13 protein-coding genes are annotated in these 15,970 nt (G+C 38.5%); 8 read left to right on the forward strand and 5 right to left on the reverse strand.

Annotated features, from left to right (window positions below):
• Positions 1 to 137 precede the first annotated feature (137 nt).
• Both A5888_RS15755 and A5888_RS15760 read left to right on the forward strand, forming a co-directional pair.
• Entirely contained in the window at positions 138 to 1,325 is a 1,188-nt protein-coding gene (locus A5888_RS15755; RefSeq protein ID WP_086350867.1) for an MFS transporter, read from the forward strand.
• Between the two features lie 197 nt (positions 1,326 to 1,522).
• Positions 1,523 to 2,047: a helix-turn-helix domain-containing protein gene (locus A5888_RS15760; RefSeq protein ID WP_086350866.1), complete on the forward strand. Its 525-nt coding sequence runs from the start codon at positions 1,523 to 1,525 to the stop codon at positions 2,045 to 2,047.
• Positions 2,048 to 2,288: 241 nt separating this feature from the next.
• Here the strand turns inward: A5888_RS15760 and A5888_RS15765 are convergent, their stop codons facing one another.
• The 5 genes from A5888_RS15765 to A5888_RS15785 form a co-directional block, all read right to left on the reverse strand.
• A complete protein-coding gene (locus A5888_RS15765; protein WP_086350865.1) occupies positions 2,289 to 3,425 on the reverse strand; it encodes a hypothetical protein in 1,137 nt (378 codons plus the stop codon).
• 4 nt (positions 3,426 to 3,429) lie between these two features.
• A complete protein-coding gene (locus A5888_RS15770; protein ID WP_086350864.1) occupies positions 3,430 to 4,122 on the reverse strand; it encodes a YiiX/YebB-like N1pC/P60 family cysteine hydrolase in 693 nt (230 codons plus the stop codon).
• 114 nt (positions 4,123 to 4,236) lie between these two features.
• A complete protein-coding gene (locus tag A5888_RS15775; protein WP_086350863.1) occupies positions 4,237 to 4,959 on the reverse strand; it encodes a LytR/AlgR family response regulator transcription factor in 723 nt (240 codons plus the stop codon).
• A gap of 1 nt (position 4,960) precedes the next feature.
• The gene (locus tag A5888_RS15780) at positions 4,961 to 6,238 is read right to left on the reverse strand and encodes a GHKL domain-containing protein (RefSeq protein ID WP_170924900.1); all 1,278 of its coding nucleotides are present in this window, start codon (positions 6,236 to 6,238) and stop codon (positions 4,961 to 4,963) included.
• Positions 6,239 to 6,953: 715 nt separating this feature from the next.
• Positions 6,954 to 7,844: a MurR/RpiR family transcriptional regulator gene (locus A5888_RS15785; RefSeq protein WP_086350861.1), complete on the reverse strand. Its 891-nt coding sequence runs from the start codon at positions 7,842 to 7,844 to the stop codon at positions 6,954 to 6,956.
• Positions 7,845 to 8,299: 455 nt separating this feature from the next.
• On the opposite strand from A5888_RS15785, the gene A5888_RS15790 reads away from it, so the two are divergent.
• From A5888_RS15790 to A5888_RS15815, 6 genes are all read left to right on the forward strand, one after another.
• Positions 8,300 to 10,255 (forward strand): hypothetical protein, encoded by a 1,956-nt coding sequence (locus A5888_RS15790; protein ID WP_086350860.1) that lies wholly within the window; start codon positions 8,300 to 8,302, stop codon positions 10,253 to 10,255.
• Between the two features lie 921 nt (positions 10,256 to 11,176).
• Positions 11,177 to 12,196 (forward strand): D-isomer specific 2-hydroxyacid dehydrogenase family protein, encoded by a 1,020-nt coding sequence (locus A5888_RS15795; RefSeq protein ID WP_086350859.1) that lies wholly within the window; start codon positions 11,177 to 11,179, stop codon positions 12,194 to 12,196.
• Entirely contained in the window at positions 12,190 to 13,296 is a 1,107-nt protein-coding gene (locus tag A5888_RS15800) for an iron-containing alcohol dehydrogenase family protein (RefSeq protein WP_086350858.1), read from the forward strand. The genes A5888_RS15795 and A5888_RS15800 overlap by 7 nt, the downstream gene beginning before the upstream one ends.
• 251 nt (positions 13,297 to 13,547) lie before the next feature.
• Complete coding sequence (locus tag A5888_RS15805; protein WP_086350857.1) at positions 13,548 to 14,393, forward strand: PTS mannose/fructose/sorbose/N-acetylgalactosamine transporter subunit IIC; 846 nt, start codon at positions 13,548 to 13,550, stop codon at positions 14,391 to 14,393.
• A gap of 50 nt (positions 14,394 to 14,443) precedes the next feature.
• Positions 14,444 to 15,301, forward strand: coding sequence for a PTS system mannose/fructose/sorbose family transporter subunit IID (locus A5888_RS15810; protein WP_086350856.1), 858 nt, complete (start codon positions 14,444 to 14,446; stop codon positions 15,299 to 15,301).
• Positions 15,302 to 15,420: 119 nt separating this feature from the next.
• Positions 15,421 to 15,927 (forward strand): PTS system mannose/fructose/N-acetylgalactosamine-transporter subunit IIB, encoded by a 507-nt coding sequence (locus A5888_RS15815; protein WP_086350855.1) that lies wholly within the window; start codon positions 15,421 to 15,423, stop codon positions 15,925 to 15,927.
• The last annotated feature ends 43 nt before the right edge of the window (positions 15,928 to 15,970 follow it).

Genomic DNA, 15,970 nt, shown 5'->3' on the forward strand with positions numbered 1-15,970 from the left:
TTCTTTTGATAAAAGGGCTTGAATTTCTTTTCATTTCAGCCTATGATGGTGGTATCTGATTTATTTTTTGGAAATTTAAATTTCTGAATAGGAAAAAATATCGAAAGAAGAAGGAATGTAGGAAGGGTTTAATCAAAATGTTGAAGAATTCATTTTATCAGGAGCTAAGCGAGGCCAATAAATATATCATTCGCTGCTGCTTCTTTATCTTTTTTGTCAATGGACTGTATGCAATGATTTTTGGTTCTTTGTTGCCATTATTAAGTGAGTCGTATGCGTTAAACGATACAGTAAGTGGTATGCTGATTTCCAGTCATCAAGCTGGGAATTTACTTGCTGGCCTGCTTGCAGGCATATTACCTGTCTATCTGGGGCGTAAAAAATCTATTTTATTCTTAAGCAGCTTTGTTATGGTGGGTTTTTTGATGATTGTTGTGACAGGCCAGACGTGGCTCCTGTTAGCTGCTTTTTTCTTTACTGGAATCAGTCGCGGCAGTATATCGAATTTTAATAATAAAACGGTCAATGATGTTTCTGACAGTAGTCCGGCAGCGCTGAATTTTCTTCACAGTCTATTTGCGATTGGGGCACTACTAGCACCATTCCTTGTTATTTTAACAACAATGATAGTTGGCGATTATGGTTGGAAGGTCAGCTGCTTGATCATTGTAGCCTTAATTTTGGTTTCGCAATGGATGTTCTCGAAAATGCCTATAGAGGATGAAATGATACAGGGGAAAGCCTCGTCACAAGGAAAAAATTATGCCTTTTTCAAAGATAAGCTATTTTGGAATACTGTTGTAATCTTGTTTTTCTATCTATGTGCAGAAGCAGCAATTACAGGCTGGTTGGTCAAATATTTTGTGGATGCAGCTATTATGAGTGTTCAGCAAGCGCAACTACTGGCATCTCTTTTATGGTTAGCCATTTTGATTGGACGATTAGCATGTACCTTTTATGGGGACCGCTTGAAGCGTAGTCGTTTACTGCTGATCATTAGCATCGGTGCGAGTTTTTTCTATTTCTTGTTGCTGTCGACACAGAATTTTTCTGTGATCGTCCTAGCCATTTTTGGGCTAGGTGCTTCAATGGGGGGGATATATCCAACTGCAATGACCATCGCAGGACCTTCAATCAGAAAATATCCAATGGCAATGGGTTGGCTGCTGATTATTGGTGGCGTCGGTGGTATCACGATGCCGATCATCACAGGGCTCTTGTCTACTAGCTTTGGCATCTTTGCCGGAATGGCTGCAATCATTGTCGCTATTGTGGTGATGCTTTTGGGTGTAGTGACATATATTTCAATTGAAAAAAGAGGGTAAGTCAATTATTAGGCCAACAGCTTCCAGAGAAATTTTTCTCTGGAAGCTGTTTTTGAACACAATCGCAGTAGAGATTTTTTAGGTTAAAAACCCTTATATATCAACAGTGGAAAGGACTTTCCATTGCCGATAATGAGAAATATAGATAAACTAAATGGCAGATAGTTTGCAAAATTTTAGGGTGTAGGTGAGTAGAAATGGAAATCAGTCAAGTGGTTAAAAGGGAACGGAACGAGCAGCAATTGACACAGGATCAATTGGCAGAAAAGCTATTTGTTTCGAAAAAAACAATCTCCAATTGGGAAACGGGGAGGACTACGCCAGACATAGAAAGCTTGATCCGTTTAGCTCATCTATTCGAGCTATCTTTAGATAGCTTGTTGTTAGAAGGATCAAATGTTGTAGAAGATATAAAGAAGCGTGAGAAGCTTGCGGAGTTGACACAAATTTACTGGTTGGGTCCAGTCATTACAGAGATACTGTTATTGATTTTACTCTATCTTCCATCGGGAAATGCAGAAAATGAGTGGATGCTAGGAATCATTGTTTTGGCCGCAACCACGAATTTGTTGTCGATCATTTATTTCAAATCAAAGATTTATCACTTAAAGGGAACAGAAGAGAAGCTGTACAAAGAACTAAAGTATATGCGGATAACAGGAATAGTCTTTCTTGTAGTTATTCTTTTATTTTTGTTTATTATCTACACTATCTATTCTTGACTATTCATAGTGAGTCACAAAAAAACGAGTGTAGGACATAACTCAATCCCACACACCTCTATACACCTAAAACCGGATAAACGGTGGGACAGAAGCAACTCCTTCGACAATAAGGGGAAATTCAACAAAAATTTGTGATGCAATTTTCGTGAATTCCCCCTTATTGCTTGAAGCTGAACCCTTCTGTCCCAACCTCTCTAGCTATAAGTATTGATTGTACAATCAATAGTAAATGTGTTATTTAGTTATTTGTCCAAACATATATCCCAGTATTCGATTGTCCCAAATTTTGAATGGAAAGTAGCGCTTCTTCTTGTAGATCGTAAACAATTAGGTCATTTACTGTTAAAATTAAGAGCTTATTGTCTTTGGTCGTGTTCACGCTTAAGATCCGTGATGACTCTATATCGTCCGTCTTCAGCAAGTCGTTGACATGAATAAAATAGCTCTCATTATTTTTAGTATTCACTACAGAGATTCCAGTCTTCTGTAACGAATCTTGTTCATGAACAAAGAGAAGGTATTGTTCACTTTTACTCGTGTAAATTAAGTTAGGGAAATTTTCAGGTAGTTCAAAGAATTCTTTTTCCTGTGTTTCCAAATTAAATTTCATATAACGATTATCAGGAATTAACTCATACGTTTCTCTATTTCTAAGAGCTGTGACCGCAGCATATAGATGGTTATTTACAGTTGAGGTATTCGTAAAACCGTAAACAAAGGTTGGATCGTCATCCAAAGAAATTTCTTTGACCAGTTTTAATTCCGGCTTTTCTTCAAAGATGAATACATAGGATTCATAAATATTTTCATCTTCTTCAGAGATTTTTGTAGCTAACAAATTGAGCTGACCATTTTTTCCATCAAATTGCGTGGCTGATGTAATTGATTCATCAAAGGCATATGAACTTTTTTCATCACCTAATGAGTCAAATGCGAATAATCCGCCATCATCTGTCGTTGCTTGGAAAGTATAAAAAAATTCTTCTGAAACACCACTTCCAGTGTAGGCATAATGTGGTGTTTTAAGCTGTCGAATCTTTCCCGTCTGAAAGTCTATAGAAACAAGACGCTCATCATCGGTAGATTCCAAACGATCTCCCGTTGAAAAAACCAGCCTCCTATTGTTAAATTCTCCTTTTACAAACCAAGGGTCTACTACTTCTGGAAGGGTTACATCGACTTTTTCAAGTTCTTGCAGTTCGTTCTTTTCGAACTGGAAAGATGTAATTTTATCTGAAGATACAACAAACACATCTGCTTGATTATTAAATGAAACTTGTTCATCTGAAGCGGTTTGGAAAAGCTGTGGGGCAACAGCTAAACCACCAACTATGATTAGTAAGATAATAGCGACAAAACCAATCTTCTTCGTCATCGGATCACTTGTTTCTGTAAATAATAGAGGTCTGGGAATTGTTTACAAATTCACCTGGATGCACAGCCCATGCAGAACCAATATTATTATCTGTTTTATCTAAATCAACTTTTGCCGTATAGTAATAAGCCGCCCAAGCTAATTGTGAACAGTAGAAAGAGCCTGTCTGTTTAATATTCCAAAAGTTTAAATTATAAGGTTTGCCTACTTGCTTTCCTGCCCAACGACCAGCATTCAAATCTTGCGCAACACTCGTTTTCTTTACCCCGACTTGCCAAACCTTATTTTTAGGAAAGCGACTATTCCAATTTCCACCTTGTAATCGTACTTTTTTGCCGACGCCTTCTGCTTCCGCAACGACTTGAATTTTTTGGGGTGCAACGATTCCTGCATGCCAAGAGTTTGTTACTAACATACTTGACCCTGCATCTGTTACACAAATGACCCCATCTCGCCAGCTCCATGCCCCTACTTTTGCTCGAAGACGGCTTTTCACATCTACTTCAATTGGCGCATTTTCACCATATGCTAAGTAATCATCCACCTTGTTTTCCAATTCGGCTAGTACCTTCAATTGTTTTGGCGTGTAGGTGACAAATTTATTTTCTTTAGCTGAAGCGGTAGGTGCGCTCCCACTAAATATACATAATACCCCCAAGCCCACCAATACTTTTACAAAACTGCTTCTCTTTTTCATTTTAAAACTCCTCTCTCCTTTTTGTAGGAAATATCTCTTCCTTACAAAATAGTCTAATCAATTATTCGCTCACTTGTGATTAGTTATTCAAAATGAACTGTTTTTGAATAAAAATCAACGTTTCAATAATTTGATTTTCTTAGGAGCTATCGCACATCTCTGACCATTAACCATTTCAAGTTCGTATCGTTCGTTATCAATTTTTTTGATATTTTCCAGATTGACGACATAAGATTTATGCACCCGAATAAAAATATCCCCATGATTCTCCATTTCTTTTATTTTTCCATAAAACTCTATCTTTCCAGTCTTTGTATGAACATAAAGTCTGTGTGCCTTTCCAGTTGTTTCAAAAAATAAAATGTCCGAGAAATTAATGAACTGAGTCTGTTTCCCTCTTTTAATGATTACTTGTTTCTTTTGATCACTGTTAAGGCTTTGTCTTTCTGAAATAAAGGTTAAGCATTCTTTGAGGCGAAATGCTGTATCCTCAATGTTAGTTTTCTCAATAAAATCAAGTGCTTCAATTTTATAACGGTAAGTAAGTGGTGCAAACTCATCATGTGTCGTGACAAAAATGATTTTACCTAAAGAGTCTCTTTTTCGAATTTCCATAGCTAGCTCTAATCCGGACAACGAATGGTTTAAATCAATATCTAAAAAGTAGATACCTGTATTAAATGCATTTTTATCTAAGTATTGTAAAATGTCTAATGGATTATCTGTGGTAACAGTCAGCTTCATGTTTAGCTCTTCCATTATGATATGTCGTTCTATTATATCTTTGTATAGTAGCCGCTGTATGGGATCATCCTCGCAAATGAAAACAGTCAACATGTTACCCTTCCTCCTTTTCGGAAAGCGTCAATTTTTGGATAAACAGGCCTGAGTCAATAGACGTTTCAACGAAAACAGGTGTGTGTTGAAACAGTTCGTTTAAATTAGAGAGTCCCAACCCACGATTCTCTCCTTTGGTGGAAAATCCTTCCTCTTCAAGGACAAATAATGGAGGTGTAGTCTCAAGGCAGCTGTTTTGAATCAGTATAATTATATCTCCTTCCTCTTTTATAAAGGCAACATCAATTTTTCCTGAGCCTATGTCTTCGATTGCTTCAATTGCATTATCCAAAATAATTCCGAGCGCACGAACGAGAGGTAACACATGATGCTTAATCTGTATGACCTCTTTTATTTCTAAGTGGGCATCTGCACCAACAGTACTGGCTAATGTCAGCTTAGTATATAGCAAGCCTTTAATTTCAAGATTTTTCATATTTGCTAATTCTGAAAGAGTTACTTCTAGCTGCTCTAAATGGACAGAACTCTGTTGGAGATGGTTATAGTAATACTCTTCAAATTTTTCATATTCCTTTTCAGTAATAAATGCTTCGATACTAGTCAATACATTTTGATAATCATGTTTAAATTTTCGCATTTCCTGATAGTGCTTCTCAAGATTGATTGTATAGTCCAAGTTTATTCGATCATTCATTTTTTCTTGCTCAGCTAATCTTTTCATTTTTTCTGAACGATGGTTTAAGAGAAGCACAAGGATCAAGAGACCAAAAATTCCTCCAATTATTCCGGTTACTGTATCAGCAACTAATTCATTTCCTCGTTCAGAAAGAACTTCAAAAAGATAGATGTTCCTAAAGAAATAGAGGAATGTGGCTGCACCTAAAATCAAAGCAACAGGCTCTACATATTCGTTTTTCTCGGTCAATTTTATAAGGGCTCTTTTTCCGAATAAGGAAAAAGTGACTGAGAGAATCAAAATAATCAGCCCATCAATATAGATAATGCTCGTCGTTCCTGCGAATCTGTCAAGAGGGAGTGCATAGGTTAGCGTGCCTGCCAGTTCTACATTAACAAAAGCAAATAAATAGTAGAGCATTGCTGATAAAATATTTTTTTCAGAATAATAGAGAGAAAGAAAATAGACAAGCATCAGTAGGAGCATGCTTAAGGATGTACTGGACAATGGATAATAGCAAAGTATAGCAACGGCAACGGCTGTTGTGCTAGCAATATCTTGCCACTCTTTTTTTTCCTTAAAGCAAAACACTGAAACTAACAATGGTAGTCCAATCCAAAGCCACAACAAGCGAAACATCATGTTCATTCACCCCCCAACCAATTATATCATTTTTAAGTAGATTTCGAATGGAATTTCGATGATTTTGACAGGGATTATACGCCTTTTGTTTTTTTGTAGTTAAATAGATTTGAGGTGATTACTAATGAAATCAATTTTTCTTTTTATGCTGTGCACGATCGTTCTTTCAGCTCCGGTAAATCAGACAAGTGGAATAAGCACGTCAGCCACTAGCTCAAGCAATAATATGATGAAAAAGAATACGCTCATGTTCAAATTTAAAGGAGTACCGCCAAAAAAAATATAGGAAATTTACGCGAATAAGTTACCAGTATCATTCAAAATCAAAATATTATATTGGGTATTATTGCTAATTTTATTTCTATCTATCGTGAGGTTGTGCCAAAAGTGTGATAAGGCAAAGGATAGTGAGGTCTTTTCAAGAGATTCTTGCATAAGCAAGTTCTAAACGGTAGTAAATGCTTCCCGTTGAGTTAAGAAATCGACCGATTGCATTTATTTCCTACGAGTTCAATTGGGCTCATTACAATGAATAGTGGAAGCAGAAGCAATTCTCACAAAAATAAGAGGCAAGCTCAAAAGTTAGATGAAAAACTTTTGGTGCTTGCCTCTTTTCAGCATTATGCCTATCAGTTTGCGAGGTGCGCCTGATCAAATAGGAGTGGTATTTTGGCATAAAGACGCTTCTCCTACTCTGTGTCTATAACGAGTGTTTCTAAAGCGTAAAATTATAAGGATTTGTTTTCGTCGTACTGATGTTGTCTCTGATTTTTTTCATAGACTCAATGTTCTGGTCATAATTATGGTGCATTACATTCGTATAGAGGATATCCATGACCGTCAGATAACTGATTCTAGATGCTAACGATTCTGTGCGGAAGACGGTTTCTTCGGTCAGCACAATGATTGCCTTATCTGCCAAGGCTACTAGCTCAGAACCACTATTTCCAGTCAATGCGATAAGTTTAGCTGGTGTCTTTTTGATTTGCCGAGCCAGGTTGATTGTCTCTTTTGTTTGCCCGGAATGGGAGAACAGGAATACACAATCTTCGCTCGTCAGTTTTGTCGCAAAGCTCAGCTGCATATGGTAGTCAAACAAATGGTTACAGCGATATTTTGTTCGGATAAACTTATGGAAGCTATCAAACGCGACGATCGTTGAACCCCCTAATCCAAAGAAATGCAGGGTTTTGGCAGAATACATTAACGACAATACTTCATTGAGCAGCTCCTCTGTTAAAAAATGAATTGAGTTGCTTAGCGAATAAATATTAGACTGCAGCACCTTCTTCGCTATATCGATACTGGAATCCTCTGGGCTAATATCGTCAGCACCGGTCATGTGATTGACATTTTGAAAAGCTGGCTGATGGCTGGCATTTCGAGCAATATCGATCTTGAAATCCTGGAAGCCGCTATAGCCGATTTTTTTAACAAACTGATAGATGGATGATTGTGACACACCAATTTCACCAGCCAATTCTTCCAGTGTTTTTAAGGATAGTACCTCATCTGAATGAGTAAAATAATCAGAAATTTTTTGTTCTGTCTCACTAAGAGAACCCATTTTTAAACGGATTCGCTGATCTAAATAATGATTTTTCATCATAGTCTCCAATCTGGACTTGTGCCGCTCATCAAGTCAGGTCATAAAATCAAACAGCAGCGACTGACTGTTTGGCAAGGAGTGAAAACTGAGGAGATATCGGTAAATAGGTTGCAATATATGTACAGGGCGATAATACATGGTAGTTGTCGGTGGTTTGTATGTAATTTGTATTGAGCATTACAAAAACGTTTCAGAATACCCTAAGTGTACTAAATTGCGAAACTCTCTGTAAAGCCTTTGAGCGCTTTTTGTTTGTTCTATATCAAACTAATGAACGGATAGTTGCAGATAATCTTCGATGAGTGGGGAAGAATGATAGGTCTGTAAAAACTAGCTGCAGGGAATGGGAGAACTGTAGATACTATCCGAATCAAAAAATCTCTTCTATAAAAAATAATAGTTTCAGTGTACTATTGATAGATAGGAGATTGTTTAGAAAAGGAGCTATGAAAATGAGTTGTTGGGAATTATTGGGTATCGAACCGATAGCAAATAAAACGGAGATAAAAAAAGCGTATATTAGCCAGCTCAGGCAATTGGTGAACGATGACAAGACAGAGGATATTGAATACTTAAGAGCGGCATTCGAACAAGCGCTGCTATTAGCGGAGAAAATCACTAGTGGGGATTCTGTTGAGAAGTATGGTGAAGCAGACACAGCTGAAATCGTATACAAGGTCAATGAAGAAATTTTAACCAGCATTGAAGGGGAAGCAATGCGAATTTTTTTTGAACAGTTAAATCAATTGTATAATGAAAAAATTTTTTTCGCGGATTTGACAGTTTGGAAAAAGCTATTTGCAGATGAGTTGTCTTGGTCGATCAATGAACGCAAACAAATTGAAAGAAGGATTCAAGAATTTTTGGTAGAGAACTATTTGTTTATTGCTAAACCGATCATTGATTATTTAGGTCAGGTGTTTGACTTTGATGAGTCAGAGGAGGTTGTCGAAGAAAGAACACCATTCAGCTATTCTTGGGAGCAGATACAACAAGCCCCAGATTTTCCTTTTGACTTCTACATACAGATAGAGTTGGCTAAACGTATTCCCTATTTTTTGGCACGCTATGAGCTGTATCAATTGCTAGCTAAAGGAACGATAGAAAGAAATCACTGGAATAAAAAAATGGCGGCCTGTCAAAGCATGTTTATAGGAGATCCTGCTGTTATCCATTTACAGCTTGCTTACACGCTGGTAAAAGATGTAAAGCTGGAAAATGAGCAGTCGAAACAGATGATTTCAGAGCGGTTTGCCGAATTACAAGCGCTAGCTCTTAATGAAACAACCATTTTCTTAAGTGATTATGTTGATTGGGCTTCTAATAAAGGGCGTGCAGATAGGCTTTTGATGTGCCAGCCAGATCAGCTTCCAGGGCTGCCTTACGCTGTGTTTCTTTTATTGACTGGTCAGGTGTACGCTGCCCTTGATCAGACCTCAGAAGCTGATGCCAGATTTGAGCTATTGAAGCAGGTTGCACCTGGGATGATACCCAAAGAGCCTGAAAAAATTGTTGTGAATGAAATCAAATCGACCCATTATTCAGCAAAAGCTGTTTGGGTAGTTGTTAGTATGGTGCTGCTCTTATTTAGTTTTGTCAGACAATCTGAACGAGCTTCAGTTTATGAACCAACACAGGACCTATTGCCGGAGACTAGTATAACCAGCGCCATTTCTGATTTTATAGAGTTGAAAAGCAGCAGTCTTATGTACAATAATTTTACTTACTATTTTTACATTGATAGGGAAGATGCGTCTGGTCGTCAGAAATTTATAGAAGAGCATGTCAATGATGACGCGAAAGCTATGTTTTTGACGCTTGATTTTGAAAAATTAGATTCCTTGGACCTTGAAGATGCAGGATTTTTGTATCCTACTATTGATAATGTTCAAGACTATGGCCAGCTGAATGGTCTACGATTTGAGCTGTTGGAAACACCATTTGTTATTTTGCAAATGGACGAAGACGGAAAAATCAACGATGTTTTTGGTAAAGGATGGACGGAGCTCGAAAAGCAGGAGTATGACCGGTTATGGGAAGACATGGAGATTCGACCGTGGACTTCTGGATTATTCTTTTTGCATTCCTTTTTATTAACGGAGCAACGTGAATGGAGCTTGGACTATCATCCTGAGTTTACGACAGAAGCTGTGAAGGAGCTGTTGAATGAGCATATGGATGATTTGACTGGCACAGATTATCATGATTGGACTCGTCGAGATACCTATGACGATCAAAAGAAGGACTATTCATTTTTTGAGTACAAGAATGGCGAGAAGACATTGATTCTCTCTTATGATGCCTATGGGCAAATCGATCATATCTATGGAGAGGGCTGGGAAGTAATAGATGATGAGATAAAGCAGCAGCTATCTGTAAACAGTGAAGTCGCTGAAAGGAATCAGTAAGAGGGGGGGAACGATTTTGTCTTAGTATGTTTGACTGGAATCAAAAAAATCTTTACCTGTATAAGTGAAAAAGACAAAATTAAAAAAACAATTTTTAATTTCTAGTAGTTTCAGAAAAAAATATTTTCGGAAACCGCTACCAAAAAAAGTGCATTATTTGTAAACGTGTAACTGAATAAAATTTTTAAACGAGATGTATCTATAGAATAAATGATCAAAACAGCTGAATGAAAGCAGCTGTTTTTTTCTTGTCGTGTTATTTTTAATGTTCATTCATATAACCTTGATTAATAAATAAGGAGCATACTGACTGGTAAATAAGGTTGATAGATCAGTACTTTCAGCAAAAGAAGAAATCGTAAAAAAACAACAACATACTTTTTAAACAATCCATTTTTCGGGAAAACAATTCTTACAAGAAGGAAACGTCCAAAAAAAGGAACGAAGTTACTTACTATTTTCATTCATGCTTTTTTTTGAGGAAACTAAAAATATTGGTTGCGCTTACAAGTCTTTCTGTTGTTGGTTTTCACCTGTTAAATAAAAAATATTTTTTATTCTTGTTAAACCTTTACATTATTTTTTTTATCGAGTAAGATGTGAGTGTCGGGAGAGAAAATCGTAAGTGGCAATTTAGTGATTTCGTATGTAAGGGTTCTGTTTGATTTATCTTTGCTATATCCATTTTAAATAAATGTTTATGCAGGAAAATTAGACAAGGGATGGGGAAGGAGGAACAGAAAAAGTTTTTCAGAATATGTTTGGGTGTTATTCTACTTGAAGAACCATAGGGGAAATGGGTTCCGACGATTTTTTCAACAAAACAAAAATTCAGAAAGTTTCTCGAACAAAAGCTGCAGCATCATCGAGACATGTTTTTTTGAACACACTGTAAAAACAACAGTTAAAGGAGAGCTGAGCATGTCGAAGTACAACATTGCAATTGTTAATTCTAGTAGTTTTGGTAAGGTGTTTCCGGAGCATATGGAGAGTTTGCAGAAAATTGGTCCAGTCGAGCATTTTACGGTAGATGGTGAGATTCCAGGGCGCGAGCTGGCGGAAATCCTACAGGGATATAATATCGTGATTGCAAGCGTTACACCATTTTTCACACAAGAATTTTTTGATCATAAAGATGAACTTATTTTAATTTCACGTCATGGGATTGGGTACAATAATGTGGATGTTGAGGCTGCTAGAAAGCATGATACGATCGTTTCGATCATTCCGGCGCTTGTTGAACGAGACGCTGTAGCAGAAAACAATGTGACAAATTTAATGACGATTTTACGACGAACTGTCGAAGCGCAGCAAAGCGTGAGAGAGGATGACTGGGAAGCCCGAGCACATTTTGTTGGTCGAACATTGTTCAATAAAACGGTTGGTGTGATTGGTGTCGGTAATACAGGAAGCAGAGTAGTCGAAATCGTTCGTAATGGGTTTCAATGTGAGGTTTTGGCTTATGATCCGTATAAATCTGAGTTGCATATTCAAAGTTATGGAGCAAAAAAAGTTTCCTTTGATGAGCTTCTTGAGGCATCGGATGTTATCTGTCTATGTGCCAATTTAACAGAAGACAATTATCATATGATTTCAGAAAAAGAAATCGAGAAAATGAAAGATCATGTGTATATATCTAACAGTGCACGAGGAGCCCTAGTTAATGAGGAAGCGATTGTAAGCGGTTTAAAATCTGGTAAAATTGCTGGCTTTGCAACAGATGTGCTTGAAGAAGAGCCAGGCCGAAAGGATCATCCGTATCTTTCTGTCGAAAACGTTGTAATGACACCGCATACTTCCGCTTACACGATGGAGTGTTTAGAAGAAATGGGCAAGAAATGTGTTCGAGATGTAGAAGATGTGGTCAGAGGACAGCTACCTGAACGTTCTGTACAGGCAGAGAGTCGCTATGTTACAGAACAGGGCGTGTCTGCATGCTGAATGATTTGAAGGTAAAAGTCGGACCGCAATTCTATCAGTATCATGAGGGGGCCTTGGATTTTGTACCACAATTGTTAGAGGAATACCAAGCAAAACGTGTACTGATCGTTCATGGGACAATCTCTTGGGAAAAAGCGAAACCGATGCTTTCCTTTTTGACTGATGATCGTTACCAGTTTACGTATCATCAGTATACAGGAGAATGCAGTTATTATGGTACAGATTTAGTGATGGAAGCCGCAAATAAATCTGGCGCTGATTTTATTATCGGTGTCGGCGGAGGAAAATTGACGGATCTGGTTGGTTATGCGGCGCATCGATTGAATGTGAATTTTGGAGTTATTCCTACGTTAGCCAGCAATTGTGCCCCTTGGACACCACTCTCTGTTATGTACAAAGAGAATGGGGAATCCGAAGGGCAAACGGAGCATTTTTTGAGACAGGCTGCCTTTCTTATTACTGATCCAGTTCTGGTCATTGACTCCCCTATCGACTATTTTATCGCCGGACTGGCGGATACCTTAGCTAAATGGTATGAATCGGATGCGATTCTCCAACAAGAGCATTTGAAGAACGAACCCTTTCTACAAATGGCTGGCTTCACATCTGTTCTTTGTAAAGACGCCATCATGAGAGATTCTACAAAAGCGATTCAGGATATGAAGGAACAGAAATTATCAGATGAATTTGTCCATCTATCCGAAATCATTTTCGCAGTTGCCGGAATGGTTGGTGGGTTAGGTGATGCGTACGCTAGGAACGCTGCTGCACATGCTATGCACGACGGTATGAGTAAATACATTCCAGCAAGTCATCAGTTTTTACATGGTGAAAAGGTTGCATATGGTATTTTTTACCAGTTGGCTATCGAAGAAAAATGGTCATTGATCGACCAACTGCTGCCATTTTATCAAGAATTGAAGCTGCCGACATCCCTACATCAGATGGGGATCTATCCAGAAGATGAGACTGTCATCGACGAAATCGTTGCATTTATTTATTCGAAAAAGAAAGTCCATCTCATTCCAGTCCCAATCACCGAAGCCGGGTTGAAACAAGCGGTTTATCAATTGGAAGAATATATGGAAAATAAAGGATAGCGCAGAAAGTAGAAATAGACCGATGGAATGAAGAAGCTAGAGAGAGCATCTGATATCGAGACCTCTCAAGAATCGGACATCGGACCATCAGAATGGAGGAACGGATTAGAGACCTGAGCCGTTTCCTCAACAGAAAGAAGGAGAACTATTTCCCTTTTGCCAAGAATGCTAGGGAAATAGCTATCGGACCACCAAAATGAAGAAACGGATCAGATACCTGAGCCGTTTCCTCAATAGAAAGAAGGAGACATATGGAAACTTTAAGTGTATTGCAGAGTTTATTGATTGCATTGTGGACCGCAGCCGTTATGTCAAGATGGCTGGGAGGAGGAGCGACACTAACGCTCAGATTCTCTCCATTAATGACCGGTCTTGTCGTAGGGATCATCATGGGGAATGTTCCTCAAGCGATGATCGTAACAGCTTCGTTGCAAATGATTTATATGGGGGTATTCTCACCAGGAGGATCGATGCCGGCTGAGCCGTCTATTGCTGCTGCGATTGCTGTGCCAGTTGCGTTGTTAGGAGATTTATCACCGGAAGCGGCGATTGCCGTAGCAGTTCCGGTAGGACTGTTGGGAAGTTATTTGTATCAATTTAGATTCTTCATCAACACATTTTTAGGAAAATATACGGATAAAGCAGTAGAAGATTTGAATGCTAAAGCAATTGCGCGTTCGGTCATTGTTTATCCAACAATTGCATCATTCTTACTATTTGTTCCACTAGTATTTGTATCTCTTTACTTTGGTGCACCGGTTATTGCGGATGTTATCACTGCTTTGGAAGGAACCGTTGTAATCCACGTTCTTGAAGTAGTCGGCGGCGGTTTGGCAGCAATCGGGATCGCAACAACAATTTATGTTATTGGTCGAAAAGACTACATGGTCTTCTTCTTCCTTGCTTATTTTATGAGTATTGTTATGAAGTCATTGGAAGTAACGATGGTAACTTATGCAATCTTCGGAATCATTATTGCGTTGATCTTTGTACAATCCCAAAAAGGGAAGAATGTGCCGGCTGCAAGTAATGGTGGAGGAAATGCAGGGGCTACCTTTGACGGCGACGATGATGACGATTACGACGACGGCTTCTAGTCTACCAAAGGCTGAACAAGCCAAGATACTTTTTTACAGGAGGGAAAAAAATGACCGAGATAACAAAAAAGACGAATCTCGCACCAGAAGAAATTACGAAAAAAGATGTAACTAAAGCGTATCTTAGATGGCATTTCGCCAATGAAATCCCGCATTCCTTTGAACGCTATTTAGCACCATCCTTACTTTATGCAATGATGCCTGTTTTGAGAAAGCTTTATAAAAATGATGACGCATTAAAAGCAGCTTATAAACGTCAATTGTTGTTTTTTAACACACAGCTGAGCTGGGGTGGCGGTGTCATCACAGGTCTGATGTCATCAATGGAGCAACAAAGAGCACAAGAAGAATACGAAGGCACAGAAGTATTGATGCAGGATGACCTGATGTATAACACAAAAGCTGGGTTGATGGGTGCGTTAGCTGGAATTGGTGATGCAATCGACTCCGGAACGGTACAGTATATCTTTATTGCAATCGCTGTTCCTTGGGCTGAGCAAGGGAGTGCACTTGGTGCCTTGTTCCCATTCGTAGCTTTCGCTCTATATCAGGTCATGTTAGGTGTTTTCTTTGCTCGTCAAGCGTTCTCGATGGGACGGAATGCCACTGGCTTGATGCAAAGCTCAGGTGTTCAAAATGCTATTGAAACACTTTCTGTTTTAGGGCTGTTCATGATGGGGATTTTGGCAGGAAATTATGTAAAAGTCGCTTCGACACTTCAATTCAAGATTTCCGGTCGGGAATTCGTCATACAAGACATACTGGATCAGATTGTTCCGGGGATTCTCCCACTGGCAGTCGTGATGGGTGTCTACTGGTTCTATACGAAGAAGGGTCTGAAAGTAACTCAAGCACTGCTCTGGCTGACGGGGATATTGATTGTACTGGCAGCAATCGGGATTCTGTAATTCAAAAGACCGATCAGTAGGAAAAATCAGGAAGCTAAGCTATTTATTGGTTAGCTTCCTGAACGAATAAAAGAAATCACTTCGTTGGTTTCTATAGAAGAAAAGGGAGTGAAACAGGTATGGGAACAGTTAACTTAGCACGTGTGGATGAACGTTTGATACATGGTCAGGTTATGATGACCTTATCACAAAAAAGTGGTGTCAATTCGATTTTTGTTGTAGATGAAGTGGTAGCAAAGGATAAATTCATGCGCGACTTGTACAAGAGTGCTGGAAGTAGAACAGGACAGAAAACAATTGTTATTACACCGGAAAAGGCAAAATTTTACTGGGATGAGTTCAACTTTAAAGAATATAATTGCATCTTGATTGCGAAAACAGTCAGTGTGATTTATGACTTAGTGAAGCATGGCATACAGATGAAAGAATTGAATATCGGTGGAATTGCACAGAAAGACCCGGAAAAAGATATTCTTGTAACAAAATCCGTTTACCTAAACAAAGCAGATGCTGAAAAATTGAAGGAAATGAACGAACAATATGGAGTAGAGGATATTTATTTCCAAGCAACACCATCTGCACCGAAGTCTACATTGAAAGATGTGTTAGGACAGTTCGGGTTATAACCAAGGGCTAAACTGTCTATATCTAGTTAGACAGCTTGTTAAA

It is taken from the genome of Enterococcus sp. 9E7_DIV0242, assembly GCF_002140975.2.
GTDB classification, from domain to species: Bacteria; Bacillota; Bacilli; order Lactobacillales; family Enterococcaceae; genus Enterococcus_L; species Enterococcus_L clewellii.

What these genes read in the sequence shown, in the direction of transcription:
- A5888_RS15755 (WP_086350867.1), top strand. Translation starts at nt 138, where the DNA reads ATGTTGAAGAATTCATTTTATCAGGAGCTAAGCGAGGCCAATAAATAT.
- A5888_RS15760 (WP_086350866.1), top strand. Translation starts at nt 1,523, where the DNA reads ATGGAAATCAGTCAAGTGGTTAAAAGGGAACGGAACGAGCAGCAATTG.
- A5888_RS15765 (WP_086350865.1), bottom strand. Translation starts at nt 3,425, where the DNA reads ATGACGAAGAAGATTGGTTTTGTCGCTATTATCTTACTAATCATAGTT.
- A5888_RS15770 (WP_086350864.1), bottom strand. Translation starts at nt 4,122, where the DNA reads ATGAAAAAGAGAAGCAGTTTTGTAAAAGTATTGGTGGGCTTGGGGGTA.
- A5888_RS15775 (WP_086350863.1), bottom strand. Translation starts at nt 4,959, where the DNA reads ATGTTGACTGTTTTCATTTGCGAGGATGATCCCATACAGCGGCTACTA.
- A5888_RS15780 (WP_170924900.1), bottom strand. Translation starts at nt 6,238, where the DNA reads ATGATGTTTCGCTTGTTGTGGCTTTGGATTGGACTACCATTGTTAGTT.
- A5888_RS15785 (WP_086350861.1), bottom strand. Translation starts at nt 7,844, where the DNA reads ATGAAAAATCATTATTTAGATCAGCGAATCCGTTTAAAAATGGGTTCT.
- A5888_RS15790 (WP_086350860.1), top strand. Translation starts at nt 8,300, where the DNA reads ATGAGTTGTTGGGAATTATTGGGTATCGAACCGATAGCAAATAAAACG.
- A5888_RS15795 (WP_086350859.1), top strand. Translation starts at nt 11,177, where the DNA reads ATGTCGAAGTACAACATTGCAATTGTTAATTCTAGTAGTTTTGGTAAG.
- A5888_RS15800 (WP_086350858.1), top strand. Translation starts at nt 12,190, where the DNA reads ATGCTGAATGATTTGAAGGTAAAAGTCGGACCGCAATTCTATCAGTAT.
- A5888_RS15805 (WP_086350857.1), top strand. Translation starts at nt 13,548, where the DNA reads ATGGAAACTTTAAGTGTATTGCAGAGTTTATTGATTGCATTGTGGACC.
- A5888_RS15810 (WP_086350856.1), top strand. Translation starts at nt 14,444, where the DNA reads ATGACCGAGATAACAAAAAAGACGAATCTCGCACCAGAAGAAATTACG.
- A5888_RS15815 (WP_086350855.1), top strand. Translation starts at nt 15,421, where the DNA reads ATGGGAACAGTTAACTTAGCACGTGTGGATGAACGTTTGATACATGGT.